Raw genomic sequence first — 23,114 nt, forward strand, 5'->3', positions numbered from 1 at the left:
CATGCTGCTCGCCACGCTGATCCACCGCGCCAGTCTACCCTGCCCGCAAGTAGGCCCCGACCAGGCGGCACGATTGCTTGAGCAGTATTACGGCCTTACTGGCACTTTGCAGTCGCTGGGCAGCCAGCAAGACCTCAATTACAAAGTCGACAGCGCACGCGGCCGGTTTGTTCTGAAAATCTGCCGGGGCGACTACGCTGCCGTGGAGTTGCAGGCCCAGCACGCCGCGCTCAACAGCCTGCAGGCGGTGCGCGTGCCCAAGGTCGTCAAGGCCTTGAACGGTGACGAACTGCTGACGCTGACGCTGGACGGCCAAGCCTTGCACCTGCGGCTGCTGGACTATATCGACGGTCAGCCGCTGACCCATCTGCCGCACCTGGGGCGCGAGGTGATCGCAGGCTTTGGCGGCCTGTGCGGGCGGATGAGCCAGGCGCTGGCGGCGTTCCAGCACCCGGGCCTGGAACGCACCCTGCAATGGGACCCGCGCCATGCCCAGGAACTGATCGCCCACCTGCTGGCCTCCCTGGAAAACCTGCCCCACCGCGCCGCATTGGAGCAGGTTGCCGCCCAGGTTGAAGCGCGCATCCGGCCCTTGGTGGACCACCTGCCGTGGCAAGCCGTGCACATGGACATCACCGATGACAACGTTGTATGGCAACGCGATGCCCAGCGTCGCTGGCAGATCGAGGGTGTGATCGACTTCGGCGATCTGGTGCACACCTGGCGTATTGCCGATCTGTCGGTGACCTGCGCGGCCTTGTTGCACCATGCCGAAGGCGACCCGTTTGCAATCCTCCCTGCGATCCAGGCCTGCCACGCGATTACACCTTTGCAGCACGAGGAATTGCTGGCGCTATGGCCGCTGATCGTCGCCCGTGCCGCCGTGCTGGTGCTCAGCAGCGAGCAGCAGCAACGCCTGGATCCGGATAACAGCTACCTGTTGAAAAACGCCGAGCATGAGTGGGAAATCTTCCATGTGGCGACGTCGGTGCCGTTTGAGCTGATGGAGGCGGCGATTCTGGGTGCACTTGACCAGGCACCGGCACCGCTTGCCAGCCAAGGTTTTGCGCCTCTGCTGCCGGGACTGGTGGGACGTGAGTTTGCGTTGATTGACCTGGGCGTACTCAGCCCGCATTTCGAGGCGGGCAACTGGGAACAGGCCGGTATCGATCAGCGCTTGTTGGCGGATGCCGCGACGGTGCATGGCCTGGCGGCGAGTCGTTATGGGCAATACCGTTTGTCGCGCACTGTGCCCGACAGCGCCCATGAGCCAGAGACCTTTGCCCTGCACGTCGAGCTGCATGTGCCTTTGGGCACCGCCGTCGAGGCGCCGTTTGCGGGCACCGTAGGGATGGGGAGCGAGGGTGAACTTCGGGTGCACAACCCTGAAGCCAACGTGCGACTGTGGGGCGTCAAGGCGCTGTTGCAGCCGGGCGCGGCCGTGCTCAAGGGCCAGGTGATCGGTGAAGTGGCGGGCCCGCTCACGGTGCAGTTGTGCCGCACTGCCCTGGCGGCCCCGCTGTTTTGTAAGCCGTCCAGGGCGCAGGCGTGGCAGGCGCTGTGCCCGTCGCCCGCTGCGTTACTGGGGCTGGCTTGCGATGCTGAACCGGAGCTGGACTCCGAGGCCCTGCTGGCCCGCCGCGACGCTAGTTTCGCCCGCTCGCAAAAGCACTATTACATCGACCCACCGCGCATCGAGCGCGGCTGGCGCAATCATCTGATCGATATGCAGGGCCGCTCCTACCTGGACATGCTCAATAACGTGGCGGTGCTCGGCCACGGCCACCCGCGCATGGCGGCGGTAGCGGCGCGCCAGTGGTCGTTGCTCAATACCAACTCGCGCTTCCACTACGCGGCGATTGCCGAGTTTTCCGAGCGTTTGCTGGCGTTGGCGCCAAGCGGCATGGATCGGGTGTTTTTGGTCAACAGCGGCACCGAGGCCAATGACTTGGCGATCCGCCTGGCCTGGGCCTACAGCGGTGGGCGCGACATGCTTAGCGTGCTGGAGGCTTACCACGGCTGGTCGGTGGCGGCGGATGCCGTGTCCACCTCGATTGCCGATAACCCCCAGGCGCTGAGCAGCCGTCCGGACTGGGTGCATCCGGTGACCGCGCCGAATACCTATCGGGGTGAATTCCGTGGGCAGGACAGTGCGCCGGATTACGTACGAAGCGTGGAGCACAACCTGGCGAAAATCGCCGCCAACAAGCGCCAGCTGGCGGGCTTCATTTGCGAGCCGGTCTACGGCAATGCCGGTGGCATCTCGCTGCCGCCGGGTTACTTGCAGCAGGTCTATGGGTTGGTCCGCGCCCAGGGCGGCGTGTGTATCGCCGATGAAGTGCAGGTGGGCTACGGCCGCATGGGCCACTTCTTCTGGGGCTTTGAAGAGCAGGGCGTGGTGCCGGACATCATCACCATGGCCAAGGGCATGGGCAACGGCCAGCCGTTGGGTGCGGTGATCACCCGCCGTGAAATCGCCGAGGCGCTGGAGGCCGAGGGGTATTTCTTCTCGTCGTCGGGGGGCAGCCCGGTGAGTTGCCGCATCGGCATGGCGGTGCTGGATGTGATGGAGGAAGAAAAGCTGTGGGAAAACGCCCAGGTGGTTGGCGGGCATTTCAAGGCGCGACTGGAAGCACTGATCGACCGTCACCCGTTGGTGGGCGCTGTGCACGGTTCCGGTTTCTACCTGGGCCTGGAGCTGGTGCGGGATCGCCACAGCCTTGAGCCGGCCAGCGAAGAAACCGCCCTGCTGTGTGATCGCCTGCGGGAGCTGGGGATTTTCATGCAGCCGACTGGCGATTACTTGAACATTCTCAAGATCAAGCCGCCCATGGTCACCTCCCGGCAGAGCGTGGATTTCTTTGTCGACATGCTGTCGAAGGTGCTCGATGAGCACTTGTAGGAGCGAGCTTGCTCGCGAAGAAGCCCCAGGCGCCGCGATTCGTCAGGTGAACGGCGTTATCGTTGGCGTTTTTCGCGAGCAAGCTCGCTCCTACAGGTAGTCGATTGTTATCGGTTATTTTTTGTCATATTTATCACCTATGATCGTTAGTTGCTTTTAAAGCCGATTTTTATCCGTTATAAAGTCGGCCTTTGCCCCCCGTTCGGAGTCCTGATCGCCATGACCACCTTGCACAGCACCCCCCGCGCCGATGGCTTCCATATGCCCGCCGAATGGGCGCCACAGACCCAGACCTGGATGGTCTGGCCCGAGCGCCCGGACAACTGGCGCCTGGGCGGCAAGCCGGCGCAGGCCGCCCACGTGGCCGTGGCCAAGGCCATTGCACGGTTTGAACCGGTGACGGTGGCGGTTTCCGCAGGCCAGTATGAAAACGCCCGGGCGCGCCTGGATGTGCCGAATATCCGCGTGGTGGAAATGTCCAGTGACGACGCCTGGGTACGGGATACCGGCCCAACGTTCGTGATCAACAACAGTGGCGAAGTGCGCGGCGTGAACTGGGACTTCAACGCCTGGGGCGGCTTTGATGGTGGCCTGTATGCGCCGTGGAACCGCGATTCACAGGTGGGCGGCAAGATCCTTGAGATCGAACGCGCGCCGCGTTATCGCACTGAAGGGTTTGTACTGGAAGGCGGTTCGATCCATGTCGACGGCGAAGGCACCCTGATCACTACCGAAGAGTGCCTGCTCAACCGCAATCGCAACCCGCACCTGAGCCGCGCCGAAATTGAAGCGGTACTCAATGCCAACCTGGCTGTGGATAAGATCATCTGGCTGCCGGACGGCCTGTTCAACGACGAAACCGACGGCCATGTGGATAACTTCTGCTGCTACGTGCGCCCAGGCGAAGTGCTGCTGGCCTGGACCGACGACCCGCAAGACCCGAACTACGCACGCTGCCACGCCGCCATGGACGTGCTGCAAAGCAGCACCGACGCCCAAGGCCGCCCGTTCACGGTGCACAAGATGCCGATCCCAGGGCCGCTGTATGCCACCGAGGAAGAGTGCGCAGGCGTAGACCCGGTAGACGGCACCCAGGAACGTAATCCGACCGTGCGCTTGGCGGGTTCCTATGTGAACTTCCTGATCGTCAACGGTGGCATCATCGCGCCAAGTTTCGACGACCCGTTGGATGGCCCCGCCAAGGTGATCCTGCAGAACCTGTTCCCCCAGCACGAAGTGTTGATGGTGCCGGGCCGCGAACTGTTACTGGGTGGCGGCAATATCCACTGCCTGACCCAACAGCAGCCAGCGCCGCACAAAAATTGAGTGCACTTGTAACAGCGCCATGACGGCGCCTCGGCGCTAATCGGTTTCAGCGCCCACAGCAAGCCCACGGCCCGGCAAGGTCGTGGGCTTTTTTGTGTCCGAATGCCAACAGATCGGGGACATTGGCATAGCTCTTGTATCGGTGTTGCGACAGTGGCCCAAGGTGATGACTGCACAGTTCTGTCATAAACCTTGAGTAAGTTAGCCGCTCAAGCAGTAGGAGAAAGCGCTGAAATGAGTCCTCAAATCAACCTGATGTACACGCGCACGTTCCACCCTATGCGGGTTAACGGTGACGCGATCCAAGCACTGGGGCTCTGGTTGAAGGAAAACGGCTCACGGAAGAGCAGGCTGCCTGATTTGCGCAGCATGATGACCGAGCGGTATCCGGTGGGTTTGTTCAGTGACGATGAAGTACACGTGTTGTGTGACCTGCTGAAAAACTAAAGAACACGTCGGTCAAAAAATGTGGGTGCGGGCTTGCTCGCGAAAGCGGTCTGTCAGGCACAGGTGTGTTGCCTGATCCACCGTATTCGCGAGCAAGCCCGCTCCCACATTTGGACTGGGTTCTGTCTTAGAAGCTGTAGGTGCCTGTAACGACCAGGCTACGCGGCTCCCCCGGTTGGATCTGCGCCACGCTCGTCGCCGACGCGTAGTAGGTTTTGTCGGCAATATTGTTCAGCGCCGCACGCACATCCCATTCTTTCTGACGGAANGTGCCTGTAACGACCAGGCTACGCGGCTCCCCCGGTTGGATCTGCGCCACGCTCGTCGCCGACGCGTAGTAGGTTTTGTCGGCAATATTGTTCAGCGCCGCACGCACATCCCATTCTTTCTGACGGAACCCGGCCAGCGCATCCCAGCGGCCATAGCCCGGCAGCACCACCGTATTGGGGCTGTCGGCATAACGATCGCCCACCAGCGTCACGCCGGTTTCGGCGTACCAGCCCATTTCCGGTTTCCAGGTGATGAACAGGCTGCCGTTGCGCTTGGCCACGTCGCTGACGCGTTTGCCTTCAAAGCCGTTGTTGTCCTTCACCACTGTGGCGTCCTGCAGGCCGATGCCGCCGCGCACATACCAGTTGCCGATGAGCTTGCCGGTCGCGGTCAGCTCGACGCCGCGTGAGCGTTGCAGGCCGCTGAGCAGGGTGATGGTGCGGTCCAGCGGGTCGCTGGTGCGGCGGTTGTAGAGTTCCAGTTCGTACACCGCGAGGGTGGTGCTCAGGCGGTCGTCGAGCCAGTCGCTTTTGACCCCGATTTCCTTTTGCTTGGTCAGCTCGGGGCTCAGGTCGTTGGCGCCGCTGGTGGCGCTCGGGGTGATGCCGATCACGCCGCCGCCTGCTGGGGAGAATGTCTTGCTCCACGAGGCGTAGAACGAGTGGTTTTCCAGGGGGGTCCACACCAGGCCGATGCGTGGGCTGGCGTTGTGGCTGTCGACGTTTTGTTGGAGGTTGTTGAGTTTGTTCTTGGTGTCGACTTCAAAGCGGTCGTAGCGCAGGCCGGCGAGGATTTGCCATTGATCATTCAGGCGCAGTTGGTCCTGCACGTAAACAGCGCGGCTTTCGACTTCGGTGTGGTTGTTGCTGAATACGCTCATTCGCCCGGTGTGGCTCAGGTGGCGATTGGGCTGGTTGAGGTCGAGGCTCGGCACGCTCGTGCCACCGTTGTAGAGCTTCGGATCGCGGCGTTGGCTGCCCAGTTCGACGCCGGTGAGCAGGCGGTGCTCCAGGCCGAAGGTGCTGAAGCTGCCTTCCAGTTCGACGTTGTTGAAGACGTTGAAGGTGGTCAGGTCCTGCTGCCAGCGTTGGCGGGTGACGCGGTTGGTCGCGGGGACGTAAGCGGTTTGGTAGGTGTTATCGAAATCGCTGTCGAGCTTGAACACCCCAAGGGTTTGGCGCAGTTGCCAGTTGTCGTTGAGGTCATAGGCCAGTTTGGAGCGTAGGGACTGGGATTTGTCGTCGATGTAGTCGCGGCTGTCGCCATAGGTGGTGCTGCGGCTCACATCCGCTGGGCGGCCGTTGACGCCGGGGATGCCACGGTCGGGCGTGCGGTTGTAGCGGCTGTATTCGTATTGCACCAACCAGTTCAGGTCCGGCGTGAGCTGCCAGCTCATGGACGGTGCAAACAGTTGGCGGTTGCCGTCGACCCCATGGCGGAAGCTGTTGTTGTCCTGGTTGCCCATGTTCAGGCGCAGGCTGATGGTGTCGGTGGGGTCGCTGCTCAGGTCTGCGTACAAACTGCGCAAATCGTTGCTGCCGCCCTGGGCTTCGATAGTGGATTTATGCCCCGCTGCTGGCAGTTTGCTCACGCGGTTGACGATCCCTCCCTGACCGCCTCGCCCGTAAAGTACGGCTGCCGGCCCCTTGAGCACTTCGATGCGCTCGATGTTGTGCAGGTCGCGCACGTATTGGCTGTCATCGCGAATGCCGTCCAGGTAGAAGTCATTGCTCGCGTCAAAACCCCGGATGCGCAGGCTGTCGAAGCGCGTGTCGGCGCCGCTGCTGACGTTGGGGATGCCGCTCAAGGCCTGGCCCAGGTCATTGGTGCCGTAGGACCGCAGGCTTTCGGTCTTCACCGAGTCGATGGCCTGGGGCACATAGCGAACCGGCGTGGCCGTACGGGTGGCGGTGTTGGTCACCTTGATGCGCGGGTCGTCTTCGTCTGCTTCGGCGCTGATCGAGGTTTCGGGCAAGGTAGTGGCCGCACAGGCAAAACCGGCAGACAACAGAACGGAGAGCCCAAGGGTCATGGGCGTCAGGCGAGGGGCAAGCATGGGGAAATGTATCCGAATTGTTAGGGAGGACGTTGCGCGCTAATGGTAATGCTTTGCATTTGCGCGCGTTATCACTTCCCAAATGTATCGGCTTTGAAATATGTTACTAAATGTGTTTTTGTGGTCGTAGAAAGCCGATTTCTGTCGTTTTCAGAAGGGCTGTAGGCCGTTGCTTAGAATTATTTCGCCTAAATACAGACGATTCGCGAAATTGACACAAAGTTCCGCGCCCGACTAGGATGGCGCCCAACGCCTGTGGCTAACCGCCATGACTCATCCAATAAAAAAAGGCCCGCGGCGTAATCAGTCGTCCGCGGGCCTTTTTTTATCCGGGAAAAGTCGACACCAAAAAAGCAATACGGAGCCTGGTGTCGTAGCGCGTACTCAATCAGAAATAAGGAATAAAAAAAATGTTGAAGCAACGTTTGAGTCTGATCGCTCTGGGGATTTTGAGCGCATCGGCAGCCATGGCGAACGACCAGGAGCAATCCAAGGGTTTCGTTGAAGACAGCCACCTGAACATCGCGGCACGTAACGCCTACATCAGCCGCGACTACAAAAACCACAAGCAAGACAAAGCTGAATGGGGCCAAGGCTTCATCGGCAAGTTTGAGTCTGGCTTCACCCAAGGCACCGTTGGTGTGGGTGTGGACGTGATCGGCCAATACGCTATCCGTCTGGACGGTGGCCGTGGCCGCGCTGGCGCGGGTGGTATCGACTTCTTCAAACCAGACTCCAGCACCACGCGTGCGGATGGGTCGACTCGCAATGGCGACGCTCCCGGCGATCTGGCCAAGGGCGGCGCAGCCGTCAAATTCCGTGTTTCCAACACTGTGTTGAAATACGGTGACCAGTTCCCGGCCGTGCCGGTCTTGCAATACGACAACTCCCGCCTGCTGTCCGAAACCTACACCGGTACTTCGATCGTTTCCAAAGAGATCGCCGGTCTGCAACTGGACGCTGGTCACTTCACCAAGGAAGCCCGTAAAAGTGCCGAAGGCACTGATAGCGGCCGCCTGAAAAGCATCGACTACATCGGTGGTAGCTACAAATTCACCGAAAACCTGTCGGCTGCTTTGTACGCTTCCGACATGCAGGACGTGCTGAAGAAGCAATACGTCAACGTCAACTACGTGCTGGCCCTGCCAGAGAAACAATCGCTGACTTTTGACTTCAACGGCTACAAGACCAAGTTGGACAAGAGCTTCGCCCTGGAAAACCAAGGTGACGAAAACGCTCGCGACAACAAGATCTGGAGCCTGGGCGCCACGTGGGCTGTTGGCCCGCACAGCTTCACCGTCGCTCACCAGCGCAGCACCGGCGACACTGGCTACCTGTACGGCGGCTACCGCAACGCTGGGGGCATCGGCGACGGTGGCAACACCATCCTGCTGGCCAACTCCTACTGGTCTGACTTCAATGGCAAGGATGAGCGCTCCTGGCAAGCCGGCTACGGCCTGGACTTCAGCGCCTTCGGCGTGCCTGGCTTGAGCTACAACGTTGCTTACGTGCGCGGCACCAACATTGACGACGGCTCGGGCCGTGGCAATGGCACTGAGCGTGAAATCTTCAACCAGTTCAAATACGTCGTTCAGAGCGGCCCGGCCAAAGACTTGAGCCTGCGCGCTCGTGCCTCGTGGTTGCGCGTCTCCAGCAACGCCAGCGACTACAACGTAGGTGGTAATGAACTGCGTCTGTTCGCTGACTACCCGATCAACGTTTTCTAAGTGATCGTGTGTAGCGCCTGATTCAAGGCAATAAAAAACCCCGACTGGTTCGGGGTTTTTTATTGCCGCGGGTGCTGCGCCAGCCCGTCAGAAATTCCAGCGCGTGGTGACCATCATGTTGCGTGGGTCACCGGGGTAGGCCGAATCATAGAAGCCGATGTTGGTGTAGTAGTTCTTGTCGAACACGTTGTTGACGTTGAGGGTGGCCGACAGGTTCTGGGTGATCTGGTAGCGCGCCATCAGGTCAACCAGCCAGTACGGGTCTTGGGTGAGCACTTCGGTGCTTCGCAGGCCGTAGTTGCTGATCGACTTCCAGCCTTCGCTCTGCCAGCGTGCGCCACCGCCGAGGGTGAGTTTGTCCAGAGAACCCGTCAGCTTGTAAGTGGTGTAGAGGTTGATCTGATCTTCCGGCTCCCAAGTGGCAATTTTGTTGCCGTTGTCGTCGCGGGCGACCTTGTGGGTATAGCCCGCTTGCAGTTGCCAACCGGTGGCGACTTCGCCGGAAATTTCCGCTTCGTAACCTTTGGTCTTGGACTTGGTCCCGTAGTAGGGCGACTCGTTGATCAGGTCGGCTCCCGGCGAGGTGTCGAGCTCAGGGCGGTTGGTCTCGTGCACTTCGAAGTAAGCGAGGCTGGTGTTCAGGGCGCCGTTGAAGAACTCACCCTTGATGCCCACTTCGTAGTTTTTGCCTTCGTCCGGTTCGAGCATTTGATCGTTACGGTCGCGGTAGTCGGTCTGCGGCTGGAAGATCTCGGTGTAGCTGGTGTAGGCGGTGAAGTTATCGTTCAGGTCGTAAGTCAGGCCAGCATAGGGCACGACTTTGCCGCTTTCCTTGGATTTGCTGTTGCCGGTGACTTGATAGTTGGCCAGGCGTGCGCCGAGCAACAGGTGCAGCTCGTCGGTCACGCTGAAGCGGCTGGTGAGGTAGCTGCCGGTCTGGCGAGTGGTTTGGTCGAAGTCGCGATATTTAACCCACGCCGGCTCCGGGATATTGCCGTCCCAGCTATAGAAATCAGCCGAGTTGGTGCCGCTGGCGAACACGGCGTTGTAGGCCTTGTTCTTCCAGGTGCTGGTCGCTATGGACTGGCCCAGCACCAGTTCATGCTCACGCCCAAACAATTCAAACGGCCCGGTGGTGTAGGCATCCAGGCTGTCGCTGGTGGTTTCGCCTACGTATTTACGCGCAAACAGCGAGCTTTGGTTGCCGGAGTCTTGGGACAGGGCGCCCAGCGGCGCATGATAGCCGTTGATCTGGTGGTTGTACTGGCCCTTGGCGACCCAGCCATTGCTGAAGCTGTGCTCCAGGGTGGCGAAAGCGGTGCGGGTGTACTGCGCCCATGAACCCCAGCTCGGGCCGTTGTTGAACGAGCGTGGCAAGTCCAGCTCTTTGCCTTCGGCGTCGAAGATCATGCGGCTGCCGGTCCAGCTGGAGCCTTTGGGGTCGCTGTCCTGGTAGTCGGCCCCGACGCTGAGTAGGGTGTCTTCGTCCAGGTCCGCCTCAAGAATCCCGTAGAACACGCTGGTCTTGCGCGAGTAGTGGTCGAGGAACGAGTGCTTGTCGTTGTAGGCGGCGACGGCACGGCCACGCAGGTTGCCGGTTTCGGTCAACGGGCCGCTGATGTCGATTTGCGAGCGGTAGTTGTCCCAGGAGCCGGCGCCCAGCTCGATGTTGCCTTGGAAGTCGGCGGTTGGCTTCTTGCGGATCAAGTTGAGGGTGCCACCCACGCCGCCTGCGCCCGTGAGCAGGCCGGTGGCGCCTTTTAGCACCTCGATACGGTCGTAGAGCGCCATGTCGGTGAGGGTCTGGCCGGCGGAGTATTGGGCGTCACGCAGGGTGGGGATGCCGTCGTACTGGAAGGTGTTGATGGAGAAGCCGCGCGAGTAATAGTTGGTGCGTTCGCTGTCGTAGGTCGACACGGTGATGCCGGGGGTGTGGCGCATCACGTCGTCGATGGAATTAAGGCCGAAGTCATCCATGGCCTGGCGTGTCACCACGGAAATCGACTGCGGCGTTTCGCGCGGTGTCAGCACCAGGCGTGTGGCGGTGGCGATGGTACCCGGCGTGTAGGAACCGGTGCCTTCGGTTACGGTGCCCAACTGGTTGGTGGTGACCTGTGTCGCACCCAACTGCAGCGCACTCTGCTCCGCGTTGGCGACCAGTACATAGCCGCCATTGCCCTGTCGTTCAGCATGCATACCGCTGCTGGCCAACAAACGGGCCAGGCCGTCTTCCACGGTATAGGAGCCGTTCAGCCCGGTGCTGGAAAGGTTGCGCGCCTGTTCCGTGTCGAACGAAATCGTCACCCCTGCCTGCACGCCAAATTGGGTCAGTGCCTTGCCCAATGGCCCCGCTGGAATGGCGTAGGCCGTCTGGCTCTGTGCCAGGGCAGGCGTTGGCATCAACGCCAGGCCGGGCAGGCTTGTGAGGGTCAAGCCAAAGACGGCCAGGCGCACGGCGCGCGTCATGGACGTGTTGGCGAAGAGAGGAAGCGGGGGCATTCGGTGATCCTTCCGTTGGGCTGGCAGAAAGTCGCTGCGATAGCGGTTTGTGTCATTGACGGATGAGAATCAAAATCAGCAAGGCAGTGCGCCAATAATTTTCATACCGGTTCCACAGTGGCCCAGTAACGGGTCACATACCGCACTTTCACCGGCAGGGATTTGCCCAGGTTTTCCAGCACCGTGTCGGTGTCGTCGATACGGAACGCGCCGGAAATACTCAAGCCCTGCACCGTCGGGGCACAGCGCAGCACACCGGCGCGGTAGCGGCTCAACTCGGCGATGAAATCTCCCAGGCGCCAGTCGTCCACGCTCAACATGCCCCGCACCCAGGCGGCGGAACCCGACGGCAACGCGTGGGGAGGCTCGATGGCATCGCGGTCGAACGTGACCTGCTGGCCGGTTTCCAGGCGCAGCGTGTGGGCTGGGTGCTGACGTGGGCGGATTTCTACCGCGGACTCCAGTACGCCGACTTGGGTGCGGTCGTCGAACTGGCGGACACTGAACTGGGTGCCGAGGGCCTTGATGTTGCCGTCGCCGGTAATCACCGTGAAGGGGCGCAGGGTCTTGTCCTTGGCGGTTTGCACCAGGATTTCGCCCTGGTACAGCCGGATCTGGCGCTGGTTGGCGTCGAAATGAATATCCAGCGCCGTGTCGGCGTTCAACTCCAATTGGGTGCCATCATCCAGGCGCAGCGAGCGCCGTTCACGGGCGCCGGTGCGGTGCTGGGCCAGCATGGCGCGATAAGGCACTTGCTCCACCGTCACCCAAGAACACGCGCCCACGGTCATCAACATGCCCAGGATTTTCAACACCGCTCGGCGTTGTTTCTGCGCGGCGCCAAGGCCGTGCAGGGCTGCCTGGCGCGGCATCCGTGTCCATTGCTGTTGCAGCGCCTCGACCCGGCCCCAGGCCGCCGCGTGCTGTGGGCAGGCCTGTAACCAGGTTTGCCAGGCGCGGGTGCGCGCCTCGTCGGGCTCGCCGTCATTCAACTGCACGTACCAGGTGGCGGCGGCTTCGAGGGTTTTTAAATCCAGGGGCGCAGGCATCAGCTCTCGACCAGCAACAGGCATTGGGTCATGGCGCGGATCAGATGATTCTTCACCGTGGTCACCGACACCCCAAAACGCTCGCCAGCTGCCACGTAGTTCAAGCCCTCGAGCTGCACCGCCAGGAAGATCTCCCGGGTGCGCGGGCCCAGGTCGTCCAGCAGGCTGTCGATGGCCATCAGCATTTCGATGATCGACAAGCGCACCTCCGGCGACACCTCCACCGGTTCCGGCCGCAGTGCCAGCGCCTGCAAATAAGCCTGCTCAATGGCGCGGCGGCGGGATTTGTCGATCAGCAATGAACGCGCAATCGCACTCAGGTGACCACGCGGCTCGCGAATCGGTACGGTGCTGCGGGCGGTCATTACGCGTATGAACGTGTCCTGTGCCAGGTCAGACGCATCCGCCGCATTCCCCAGCCGCACCCGTAGCCAGCCTTTAAGCCAACTGTTGTGGTCGCTGTACAACTGATGAAGCGCTGAATGATTAAGGGCTGACATGAGAGTGCTACCGGTGTGCAAATGGGAATTGCTCTCATTATTGTGATGGCGGGGTTTTATGCAAGGGGGTTTTGTGGAGGGGGGCAAAATGGGGTGATTGGGGTGGGGTGGAAGGGTGGAGTTGGAGCAACTGACTTGTAATCAGTAGGTCCCGGGTTCGACTCCTGGTGCCGCACCATATCTCAAAGCCCCGCAATGCGGGGCTTTGTGGTTTCTGGGGTTTGGGAAACGTAAAAAATTCAACGTGCATTTTCGGCTGAAATGCCCAAAAAGTGTCCACACTTGAAACCGTGACTCACCTGCCTCAACGTTCACAACGCTGCAGCCAGCTCCGCCCCCCTTCCACCACCCTCAAGCATCTGCTTCCCCTACGCCCTCAGACAAACGCCTCGATGCTTCACGCGCAGCCTTCTTGGAAGTTTGAAAAGGCGCCAACTGACTACAAGCTAGGTGCTCTCAACATACGAATCAATGAGTTACGTTGATCCTTGTTACGTTCCGGAGCGCTGAATACCCTTTGAACACGAGGCCTCATATGGCTTGTTACGTGTGTTCTTTTGACATCCCGAGCACGTGGTAGGAGTAAAAACCTTCAGGACGTCGCCTAACGCAGGGCTAGCCTCGCGCTGATTTCGTCCCGAAGCCGTAGAACAGCGTTGTGTTGAACCTCTGTTTTTGGGTTGGTGATCAAACGTAGTCTGCTTTGTAAGCGTTGAAGCTCCGCACGATCGAATGCATATCTGTCGCCCGAGCTGGTCTGCAGACTGAGGGTGATTTGGTCAAAAAGTTTCGTGACCTCTTCTATTTGCTCTTCAAATTCACCCGAGAAGCCAGTGATCAGGTCGTAGCCTGTCAGCTGAACACAGCCCTTTTTAGCGATACTGTTGGTTACCGAATTCAATGCCACTAGTAACGAAAAGATGGACGATCTGAGCTTTTCTTTGGGGCTGTCAGGGAAGTCCGCTCCGAACGAACTAAACCTGAGCGACCTGATGTGACCCGCGATTCTCTTGTCGTCGAAACCTATCGGTTTCCATGAGTGGGCAAAGTAGTTCCTGATTTTTCGGAGTTGCTCAAGATCGCCAAACTGCTCCTTGGTGATGAGCCCTAAAGAATATGTAGCCTTGATACGGGAGGAAAAATTGCCAAGCGGCGCGTTGAACCCGTCCACCAACTGAGCAGTGGTTGCTGTGGGCAACATAAATGCTTTAAGCAACGTGCCAAGCGCATCCTCAGCAAAGGCTGCTAGAGAGAGGACCAGTCCGCGCGCATCACCTTGGGTAGACGCGATCTTGTTGAAAATCGCTTGAGCCAAGCTGCCCAACTGTTCCACTTTCTCAAGCTCAATGCTCGCCGCTGCCGAGCGGAGTGTGCTGGCGATCACGGGTAGAAAAACATCAGGCTCACCGTCCTGTTGCAAAAGCTGGCGGAGCGCCTTGAGCATTTCTTCAGGCCGATTAACCAGCGTATCAAACGCTTCGTTGGCCGCTTTGAGGGAAGGCAGCTTTTCCTTCTTCACCGTCATCGCAAGGCGGTTGAACAGGTACTCAACGTAATCAGCTTTTAGCAGTGGGTAAGCGGCTGACGTAGCGCCTGAAAACGCATGGTTGCGTTTGGCCGTCAGCTCGCTGACCTGGGCCCTGTGAGAGCCTGTGCCAATAAATAGAAAGTAGCCGGGCGTGTTGGGACGAGGGTTGATTGCATCGCGGGCCGCTTTTAGGGCCAAGAGCAGCTGATTGCCATCGTCTGAGGAGATAGCGTGCTGCACTTCGTCGATGATCAGCACGAGGTCGGTCTTTGCCTGATCGACGATCTCCGTGAGTGCTTGAGCCAATGTCGGGCCATCGGCGCTGCCAACACTGTCGAGCTTGAAGCCGAACTTGAACCCGGCTGCGCCGACGTCAATGTTGCTGACACGCTTAAGCATTTCCAGCACGCCGGAGCCCGGCGTTTGCAATTCTTGCAGCGTTTTTTGTATGGCGTTGTGCACGAGCGTTGCGGGGGTGGCCAGCGTATTGCTCCACAGATCGACGTAGATCACCAGTGCGCCTGCGGCGTCCAGTGCTGGGATAAGGTCGTTTCTCAGGAATGTTGTTTTGCCGGTTCGGCGCAGGCCGGACAGAAACAGACCGGAGCGCAGGCCTTCATCGAGGACGCCTGGATTGAGAAGCTGATTGGCCATCGATTCAGCCAGTTCAGGGCGCTGAAAAATGCTGCTCATGCAATTATCCTTTTTTATGGATACGCCATAATTATTGCCAGTACATAATTTTGCATAAAGGTTGAAAGATGAATTTTGCGTACACACATTGTGAGGCGTCGTGATAAATCCGGCGACGACCTGCTAATTCCAGCAAGTACTGAAGGTGTAAGATGCCCTGCAAACGCTCACCATCATCGAGGCTGCCATGACCGGGATATCCCTGAACCTGCCAGAAGACCTTTCGAATTCTCTCTCCGATCTAGCTAGGACAAACGGCCAAACCGTGACCTATCTGGCAATGGACGTTCTGCGCGACTACATCGAGCACGAGCGGACCCTCACTGCACAGATTGAGCTGGCGGTAGAAGAGGCTGATCAAGGTAAATTCGCCACCGACGAGCAGGTTGCGGCGATGCGTGCTCGGCGCTGGAGCAGGAATGCGGGTTGAGTGGCTTGAGAAAGCCCTCAAGAACCTGGAAGACGAAGCGAGTTACATAGCCCTTGAAAATCCTAAGGCCGCTGACGACTTCTCTGACGCGATCTTCGCCAGCGTAGACAAGCTGTCTCAATTTCCAGCAATGGGGCGTGAAGGTCGAGTCAAAAACACACGCGAATGGGCAGTGCCCAATTGGTCTTATCTCATCCCCTATCGTGTGCGGGGTGATCGGCTTCAAATACTTGGGATATTTCACACGCGGCAACGGCCACGTACCCACTGGTGAGAGAGGGGGGCACCGAGGTGTAGGGATTTACTGTTCAAATCCCAGAAACAACAAAGCCCCTGCATTTCTGCAGGGGCTTCGTCTTATATGGTGCCGGCACCAGGAGTCGAACCCGGGACCTACTGATTACAAGTCAGTTGCTCTACCAACTGAGCTATACCGGCGTGTTGGGCGACGATTATAGCGACTGGCAAGGTTCTGTAAACCCCTGAAATCTGACTATTTTTGCGAAAACCCAAGTTTTCGCAAATCTCACCCCATTAACCTGCGATCAACGCTCGTGCATGGCCTCTGCACGGGACTTGATGATCGGCTTGAGCAGGTAGCTCAAGATGCTTTTCTTGCCGGTGATGATGTCCACCGAGGCAACCATGCCGGGAATGATCAGCAATGGCTTCTCATCGGTGCCCAGGTGGCTGCGGTCGGTGCGCAGTTTGATGATGTAGAAGGTGTTTTTCTTCTCTTCATCCATCACGGTGTCGGCGCCGATCTGTTCGAGTTTGCCTTTGAGGCCGCCGTAGATGGTGTAGTCGTAGGCGGTGAATTTGATCATGGCTTCCTGGCCTGGGTGCAGGAAGGCGATGTCTTGTGGGCGGATCTTCGCTTCCACCAGGATGGTGTCGTCCAGCGGGACGACTTCGGCCATGTCGCTGCCGGGCTGGATCACGCCGCCGACGGTGTTGACCAACATCTGCTTGACGATGCCGCGCACGGGGGAGGTGACCATGGTGCGGCTGACGCGGTCTTCCAGGCCTTTGGAGGTGGCTTGGGCCTTGCTCAGCAGGGTGCGTGCTTCGTTCAACTGGGCCAGGGCTTCGCTGCGGAATTTGCCACGGGTTTCGTCGATTTTGCGCTGCACTTCGTTGATGGCGGCCTGGGCGCGGGGGATGGCCAGGGTGGTGCCGTCGAGCATGCCGCGGGTTTCTACCTCGGAGCGTTTGAGGCGCAGTACTTCTACTGGCGAGATCGCGCCTTGTTGCACCAGGGGTTCGGACATGCCGATTTCCTGGCGCAGCAGGTTCAGGCTGTTGCGGTATTGCTCTTGCTTGGAGCTGAATTCCCGCAGCTCTTGCTGGCGTTGCAACAGTTGTTGTTGCAGCCCGCCCACTTCATCCGCCAGTTGTTGGCGACGGCTGACGTACAGCGACTCTTCGTTCGAGACCTGGTTGGGCACGGCTTTGCGTGCGTCCTCGGTGATGTTCAGCGGGCGGTTGTCGACTTCCGCACTCAGGCGTTCCACGCGCAGTTCCATGGAGACACGCTCGGCTTCGGTTTCGCCGACGTTGGAGGCAAAACGGGTGTCGTCCAGGCGGATCAGCGGCGCGCCGGCTTCGACGATCTGCCCTTCGTGCACGTAGATCTGGGCGACGATGCCGCCCTCCAGGTTCTGGATTTTCTGGATGCGTGACGACGGGATCGCCTTGCCTTCGCCCTTGGTCACTTCATCGATGATCGCGAAGTGGGCCCACAGCAACAGGAATACGAAGAAGCCGATTACTGCCCAGATGGTGAGGCGAACAATACGGGGAGCGTCATCAACCAGCGCCTTTTCGACCTCGGGCAAGGGTTGATCATCAAGGGAATCGCTGCCTTTGAAGTAGCGGAAGATGGCGTCTTTCCAATGGCCTGGGCCGGACTTAAGCAACACTGATCTGCCCCTTTTTCAGCGCTTCCATAACGGCCGCTTTTGGGCCGTCCGCGAGTATTTGGCCACGGTCGATCACCAGCAGGCGATCCACCAGGCTCAGCAGCGAGGCGCGGTGGGTGACCAGAATCACCGTCTTGTTTTCGATAACGGCTTGCAGGCGCTGTTTAAGGCGCTCTTCGCCGGTGTTGTCCATGGCGCTGGTGGGTTCGTCCAGCAACAGGATGGGCGGGTTCAGCAGCAGCGCACGGGCCAGGGCCACGTTCTGGCGTTGACCGCCAGAGAGGTTTTGCCCGCGCTCGCCCACCTGCAGTTCGTAACCCTGCGGGTGCAGCCTGGCGAATTCATGCACGCCGGCAAGCTCGGCGGCTTGCAGCACCATTTCGTCGTCCACGTAGCGCGCACCCGAGACCAGGTTGTCACGCAGGGTGCCGGCCAGCAGTTGGATGTCCTGGGCGACGTAGCCGATGTTGTGGCGCAATTCGCTGACGTCGATCTGGCGGATGTCTACACCGTCCACCAGCAACGAGCCGGAGTCGGGTTGATACAGGCCTACCAGCAGCTTGGCCAACGAGCTTTTGCCCGAGCCGCTGCGGCCGATGATGCCGATTTTTTCGCCAGGACGAACGTTGAGGTTGATGCCGCGCAGCGCCAGGTTTTGCTGGTCCGGGTAGGTAAAGTCGACCTCGCGGAAGGTCATCGCACCTTGCAGCGTTTTACGGCTGAGGGGACGCTCATCGAAGTTGCGCTCTTGCGGCAGCTCCATCATCTGGTCCACCGATACCATCGTCACCTTGGCTTGCTGGTAACGCGTCAGCAGGCCCGACAGTTGGGCCAATGGGCCGAGTGCACGGCCGCTGAGCATGTAGCACGCCACCAGGCCACCCATGCTCAGGGTGCCGTCGATGATCTGGTACACGCCGAAGATGATCATCGCCACGCCCGCGACTTGCTGGATCAGCAGCGTGATGTTCATCGCCAGGCCCGACAGCACCTTGACCCGCAGCTCCAGGCGGCTGAGGGTGCCGATGGTTTGTTCCCACTGGTACTGGCGCTCGCTTTCGGCATTGTTGACCTTCACCGCGTCCAGCCCGGCGAGGGTTTCGATCAGGCTCGATTGGCGCTCGGCACCCAGTGCCATGGTGCGCTCAAGCGTTGCGGTCAACGGCTTTTGCAGGAAGTGACCGATCCCCAGTGCCAACGGGAAGGCGACGATGGGAATCCACACCAAGTGGCCCCCCAGCAGCGCGATCACCCCCAGGATGATCAGGGTAAACGGCAGGTCGATCAGGCTGGCCAGGGTCAGGGAGGTGAGGAAGTCGCGCATCCCCTGGAATTCATGGATGTTGGAGGCGTAGCTGCCAACGCGCGCTGGGCGCATTTTCATCGACATGCCCACGATGCGCTCAAACAGCGTCGCGGAAATGATCAGGTCGGTTTTCTTGCCTGCAAGGTCCAGGCACAGGCTGCGCATGCTTTTAAGCAACAGATCGAACAGGTAGGCGCCGCAAATACCGATGGCCAGCACCCATAAGGTTGCCGTCGCCTGGTTCGGCACCACGCGGTCATACACGTTCATCACAAACAGCGGCGCCGCCAGGGCGATCAGGTTGATCACCAGGCTGGCGGCGATGGCGTCGGCGTACAGCCAGCGCGAGCGCTTGAGGGTGTCTTTGAACCACGAGCGGGCGCGCGGGATCAGCGTGCTGCTGGTGACGTCAAATTTATGTTGCGGTTGGGCGAAGAAAACCCGGCCGCTGTAATCTTGACTCAATGCCTCACGGCTGACCTGGACCTCGCCGCCGTCACTTTCGCTGAGCAACAGGCGGGCGCTGTCGCCCTCCCAGCTCAACAGCACCGCACTGCGCCCTTCCTTTAATAGCAACAAGGCTGGCAAGGCGATGGACGGGATCTGCTCCAGCTTGCGCTGCAGCAAACGGCCCTGCAAACCCGCCCGGGCTGCTGCGCGCGGCAGCAAATCGGCGCTCAGGCGCTGCCCCGCCAAGGGCAGGCCAGTGGTCAGCATGGCCCGGCTGGCGGGCTTGTAATGCAACGAGCAGAGAGCCAACAACCCATCTAGCAATGGGTCGTCATGCTGAGTGCGCGGGTCATGGTTGAGTTGCGCCACACCAATTTCAGGATCCAAGCTGACTCTCTCTTAAGCGGTTCTGTGGTCCAACGCCGTCAAGAATCAGTTCATCCCTGGCAGGTTTACCGACGGTTTAATATCGTTTTGCACAACTGATGCCATCGGGGCAACGACGCCCTGGCTTTTCAGCAGTTGGCCCATGTCGGCCTTGATACGGTACTGCGTATAGATGTGCAGGCTTTTGATCTGGGCCAAACGCTGCTGGGCGGTGAACAGTTCGTTCTCGCTGTCGAGCAGGTCGAGCAGTGTACGCTCACCCAGGCTGAACTGCTGCTGGTACGAGGTGCGCACCTTGGTGCTGCGGTCCACATACTGCTGCGCAATCGGCACCTGTTGGGTGGCGTTGTTGTAGGCGTTCCACGCCAGGCCCAGTTCTTCGTTCAACTGGCGCAGGGCGTTGTTGCGGATGTCCAGCGCCTGGGTAGCCTGGGAGGCTTTGGACTGCAAGCTGGCTTTGTCGCTGCCGCCGTTGAACAGGTTGAACTGCATGTTCAGCATCGCGGAGTAGCCATTGTCATGGCCTTCTTCACCGCCGATGTTGTTGTTGGCCGAGCGTTGCAGCACGGCGTCGAAGCGCGGGTAGAAGGTCGACTTGGCGGCTTCGTACTGCTTTTCGGCGGCGGCGATGTCCGATTCGGCCGAGCGCAGTACCGGGCTGTCGGCAACCATCTGGCGACGTGCGTCTTCCAGGCTGGCAGGCAGCTCGGTCACAACGCCCATTGGTTTTTCCAGTTGATCAGGCTCTTTGCCGACCACGCTCAAAAAGTTGGTGTTGGCGTCGGCCAGGTTGGTCTGTTCGGTGATCAAGTTGTTTTGCGCTTGAGCCAGTCGGGCTTCGGCCTGGTCCATGTCCGCCATTCTGCCGACGCCACGGCTGGTGCGCAGTTTGATCTGGTCAAAAATGCGCTCGTGGCTTTTCAGGTTGTCTTGCGCCAGGTTCACCATCTCGCGGCGGGTCAGCACATCCAGGTACACCTGGGCGACCGTCAATGCGGTGCGTTCGGAGGTATTGAGCAGCGCATAGCCACGGGAATTAGCGGTGGCCTGTTGGCGGCCGACTTCATTAACAGTGCCGAAACCCTGGAACAGGTTTTGCTGAAGGCGAACGGTTGATTCGCCGCGGTTCAGGGTTTTCCAGTCATGGCTGTTGCTGGCGGCACGGGTAGAGGTGTTGTCGGAGCTTTCACGGCCGTAACCCCCCAACAAATCCACTTTAGGCAGGTAGCCGCCTTGGGCTTCGCGTACCTGATAGTCGGCGGCAATGCGCGCATTAATAGCTGCCTGGATCTCCGGGTGGTTTTCCACCGCAGTTTGCATCGCCTCTGGCAGGGTTTGGGCCTGGACGAAACTGGCGGCGAGAGCAAACGGCACAGCTTTAAAAAGGTGCAAACGCATTCTGATGTATCCCCGGGAGTGGTTGCCTTAAGCACGCAACAAAAGTGAAATCTTGCATTGGAATTGGCAACCGAAATGACTGCTTGTCATAGGGACCTGGTAGTCCAAACAGAAAGTCGTTAGCCGATTAAATATCAATGTGACATTACCCGGCGGATTGTTTAGGATGGCGCCAAATAGGTCAATACCTTGACGGAAAAGTAATTTGCTGAACCAAACAACAAATTATTGACGCCAAATTTTCCACACAAATTTTAAGTACTCCAGCTATCGAATCGGCATAGGTAATGAGGCCGGTCTCCATGATGGATACCCCTGATCGGTAATACACGGAGAGTCTTTTATGAGCAGCGTTGCGGTCGTCAAAAGCATTGTCGGTCAAGTGTTCGCGGTTTCCCCGGAAGGGATTCGTCGCCTGCTTGTAGAAGGGGATCGCCTGCTGTCGGGTGAGCAAGTCGATACCGGCGCATCGGGCGCTGTGTCTCTGGAATTGGCCGACGGCCGTACCATCGACTTGGGGCGTGATACTCAGTGGAGCGCCAACGCCCCTGATTCGGTCACCGATCTCAGCGCCGCCACCGCGCAAGCCGCACCCTCCGTTGCCGAACTGCAGCAAGCCATCGCGGCTGGCGCCGACCCGACCCAAGACCTGGAAGCCACCGCCGCCGGCCAAACCGCCGCAGGTGCTGAAGGTTCTGCTGGCGGTAGCCACAGTTTTGTCGTGCTGGAGGCCACCGCAGGTGTGGTCGACCCAACCATCGGCTACCCAACCACCGGCCTGAACGCTGGTGATGCCGTCGTCACGACCGAAACGGGTGCTGACAACAATGGCGTCGATCCGCGCAACGTCACCATCACCCTGACCGCCACGCCGAGCATCACCGAAGCGGGCGGCGTTGTCGTTTACACCGTATTTATCACCCAGGCACCGACCAGCGACCTGACCGTTACCCTGTCCAACGGCCTCTCCGTTGTGATCGCTGCAGGCCAAACCTCGGGCGTGCTGAACGTCACGTTCGCGGGCAACGACACGCCTTACCTGGACGCCTCGTCGATCTCTGCGACCATCACCGGCACCTCCGGCGGCGGCAACCTGATCATCACCACTGACCCGGCGCCAGCGGTTACCCAGATCAACGACACCATCGACACCACCACCGTCACGCTGACCGCGACCCCGTCGGTGAATGAAGGCGGCCAGATCGTCTACACCGCGACCGTAACCAACCCGGCGCAGACCGACGTCGTCATCAAGCTGTCCAACAACACCACCATCACCATCGAGGCCGGTAAATCCTCCGGCACGGTCAGTGTCGACACGCCTGCCAACCTGGCGGACGGCAAAGACCTGAGCGTCAGCGTCACGATCACCGGCGCGACCGGTGGCAACTACGAAGACCTGGCGATCAACCCGGCGCCAGCAACTTCCACCGTGGTGGCTGTTGATGATCCGAGTGTATTGCAGCCGGATACCAACACAATCGCCGAAGATAGCGTCGCCATTGGCAACGTGCTGAGTAACGACAGCGACATCGACAACGTGTTGAGCGTGGCCACCTTCCAAGTGGGCGGCAACACCTACAACGCCGGTCAAACTGCCAATATCGTAGGCGTAGGTAGCATTACCATCGGTGCCGATGGCGCCTACACCTTTACCCCGGTCAAGGATTACAACGGTGAAGTGCCAACCATTGGCTACACCACCAACACCGGCTCCAGCAGCACGCTGAATGTGACGGTGACGCCGGTGAATGACGCACCGGTGATCGAAGTGACCGGCAACACTCTGGTCGAAAACACCGCGGTCGCCGGCACTGTGGCGGGCACCTTTGTGGCCCGCGATGCAGAAACGCCAGCTGACCAGCTGAAAATCGCGTTTACGGGCGACAGCAACAAAGACGGTTACTACGCCATCGTCGACAACAATGTCGTGCTGACCCAAAAGGGCGCGGATTTTGTGAATGCCGGCAATCAACTGCCGAAGATCGACCTGACCGTTACCGACCCAGAAGGCCTGAACTCCAGCAACAACGCCCAGCCGACCGTCACCCTGCAAAACGACGTGCCGGTGATTGAGGTTGTTGCCAATACCATCGTTGAAGACACTGCTACAGCAGGTACCGTCGCCGGTACCTTCACCGCAACCGACGAAGAGACTCCACGTGCAGGCCTGACCATCACCTTCACGCCGGGCACCAACGCTGCTGGCTACTACGCCATCGAC

General features: G+C 59.6%; 14 protein-coding genes, 1 tRNA gene and 2 pseudogenes. 7 read left to right on the forward strand and 10 right to left on the reverse strand.

What is annotated here, in order from left to right:
* The first annotated feature begins 1 nt into the window (after nucleotide 1).
* The 3 genes from ACLD1Y_RS20430 to ACLD1Y_RS20440 all read left to right on the forward strand — a co-directional run bounded on the left by ACLD1Y_RS20430 (nucleotide 2) and on the right by ACLD1Y_RS20440 (nucleotide 4,675).
* Nucleotides 2-2,902: an aminotransferase gene (locus tag ACLD1Y_RS20430; RefSeq protein WP_429479627.1), complete on the forward strand. Its 2,901-nt coding sequence runs from the start codon at nucleotides 2-4 to the stop codon at nucleotides 2,900-2,902.
* A gap of 219 nt (nucleotides 2,903-3,121) precedes the next feature.
* Complete coding sequence (gene aguA / locus ACLD1Y_RS20435) at nucleotides 3,122-4,228, forward strand: agmatine deiminase (RefSeq protein ID WP_429479628.1); 1,107 nt, start codon at nucleotides 3,122-3,124, stop codon at nucleotides 4,226-4,228.
* 234 nt (nucleotides 4,229-4,462) lie between these two features.
* Entirely contained in the window at nucleotides 4,463-4,675 is a 213-nt protein-coding gene (locus tag ACLD1Y_RS20440) for a hypothetical protein (RefSeq protein ID WP_429479629.1), read from the forward strand.
* Between the two features lie 277 nt (nucleotides 4,676-4,952).
* On the opposite strand, the pseudogene ACLD1Y_RS20445 reads toward ACLD1Y_RS20440, so the two are convergent.
* Nucleotides 4,953-7,001, reverse strand: a pseudogene (locus tag ACLD1Y_RS20445) (TonB-dependent receptor); the annotation flags it as partial.
* Nucleotides 7,002-7,411: 410 nt separating this feature from the next.
* On the opposite strand from ACLD1Y_RS20445, the gene ACLD1Y_RS20450 reads away from it, so the two are divergent.
* The gene (locus ACLD1Y_RS20450) at nucleotides 7,412-8,728 is read left to right on the forward strand and encodes an OprD family porin (RefSeq protein WP_429479630.1); all 1,317 of its coding nucleotides are present in this window, start codon (nucleotides 7,412-7,414) and stop codon (nucleotides 8,726-8,728) included.
* Nucleotides 8,729-8,815: 87 nt separating this feature from the next.
* On the opposite strand, the gene ACLD1Y_RS20455 is transcribed toward ACLD1Y_RS20450, so the two are convergent.
* From ACLD1Y_RS20455 to ACLD1Y_RS20475, 5 genes and pseudogenes are all read right to left on the reverse strand, one after another.
* Nucleotides 8,816-11,227: a TonB-dependent siderophore receptor gene (locus ACLD1Y_RS20455; protein WP_429479631.1), complete on the reverse strand. Its 2,412-nt coding sequence runs from the start codon at nucleotides 11,225-11,227 to the stop codon at nucleotides 8,816-8,818.
* A 101-nt stretch (nucleotides 11,228-11,328) separates the two neighbouring features.
* Nucleotides 11,329-12,276 (reverse strand): FecR domain-containing protein, encoded by a 948-nt coding sequence (locus tag ACLD1Y_RS20460; RefSeq protein ID WP_429479632.1) that lies wholly within the window; start codon nucleotides 12,274-12,276, stop codon nucleotides 11,329-11,331.
* The gene (locus ACLD1Y_RS20465; protein ID WP_429479633.1) at nucleotides 12,276-12,776 is read right to left on the reverse strand and encodes a sigma-70 family RNA polymerase sigma factor; all 501 of its coding nucleotides are present in this window, start codon (nucleotides 12,774-12,776) and stop codon (nucleotides 12,276-12,278) included. The genes ACLD1Y_RS20460 and ACLD1Y_RS20465 overlap by 1 nt, the downstream gene beginning before the upstream one ends.
* Nucleotides 12,777-13,380: 604 nt before the next feature.
* Nucleotides 13,381-13,977, reverse strand: a complete 597-nt coding sequence (locus ACLD1Y_RS20470; RefSeq protein ID WP_429479644.1) for an MltR family transcriptional regulator — start codon at nucleotides 13,975-13,977, stop codon at nucleotides 13,381-13,383.
* 39 nt (nucleotides 13,978-14,016) lie between these two features.
* A pseudogene (locus ACLD1Y_RS20475) lies at nucleotides 14,017-14,997 on the reverse strand (AAA family ATPase); the annotation flags it as partial.
* A 187-nt stretch (nucleotides 14,998-15,184) separates the two neighbouring features.
* Between ACLD1Y_RS20475 and ACLD1Y_RS20480 the strand changes: the two are divergent.
* Complete coding sequence (locus ACLD1Y_RS20480) at nucleotides 15,185-15,427, forward strand: CopG family transcriptional regulator (protein WP_429479634.1); 243 nt, start codon at nucleotides 15,185-15,187, stop codon at nucleotides 15,425-15,427.
* On the forward strand, nucleotides 15,417-15,701 hold the full coding sequence (locus ACLD1Y_RS20485; protein ID WP_429479635.1) for a type II toxin-antitoxin system RelE/ParE family toxin: 285 nt from the start codon (nucleotides 15,417-15,419) through the stop codon (nucleotides 15,699-15,701). The genes ACLD1Y_RS20480 and ACLD1Y_RS20485 overlap by 11 nt, the downstream gene beginning before the upstream one ends.
* An 88-nt stretch (nucleotides 15,702-15,789) precedes the next feature.
* Here ACLD1Y_RS20485 and ACLD1Y_RS20490 read toward each other — a convergent pair.
* The 4 genes from ACLD1Y_RS20490 to ACLD1Y_RS20505 form a co-directional block, all read right to left on the reverse strand.
* Nucleotides 15,790-15,865: transfer RNA gene (locus tag ACLD1Y_RS20490), tRNA-Thr, on the reverse strand.
* A 107-nt stretch (nucleotides 15,866-15,972) separates the two neighbouring features.
* On the reverse strand, nucleotides 15,973-17,349 hold the full coding sequence (locus tag ACLD1Y_RS20495; protein ID WP_429479636.1) for an HlyD family type I secretion periplasmic adaptor subunit: 1,377 nt from the start codon (nucleotides 17,347-17,349) through the stop codon (nucleotides 15,973-15,975).
* Entirely contained in the window at nucleotides 17,339-19,492 is a 2,154-nt protein-coding gene (locus tag ACLD1Y_RS20500; protein WP_429479637.1) for a type I secretion system permease/ATPase, read from the reverse strand. Before ACLD1Y_RS20500 ends, ACLD1Y_RS20495 begins: the two co-directional genes overlap by 11 nt.
* A 45-nt stretch (nucleotides 19,493-19,537) precedes the next feature.
* Nucleotides 19,538-20,890, reverse strand: a complete 1,353-nt coding sequence (locus ACLD1Y_RS20505; RefSeq protein ID WP_429479638.1) for a TolC family outer membrane protein — start codon at nucleotides 20,888-20,890, stop codon at nucleotides 19,538-19,540.
* Nucleotides 20,891-21,233: 343 nt separating this feature from the next.
* Here ACLD1Y_RS20505 and ACLD1Y_RS20510 point away from each other — a divergent pair.
* Nucleotides 21,234-23,114 (forward strand): retention module-containing protein (locus ACLD1Y_RS20510; protein WP_429479639.1); only part of this gene is annotated, 1,881 nt, incomplete at its 3' end.

It is taken from the genome of Pseudomonas sp. 18175 (assembly GCF_050432925.1).
GTDB lineage: Bacteria > Pseudomonadota > Gammaproteobacteria > Pseudomonadales > Pseudomonadaceae > Aquipseudomonas.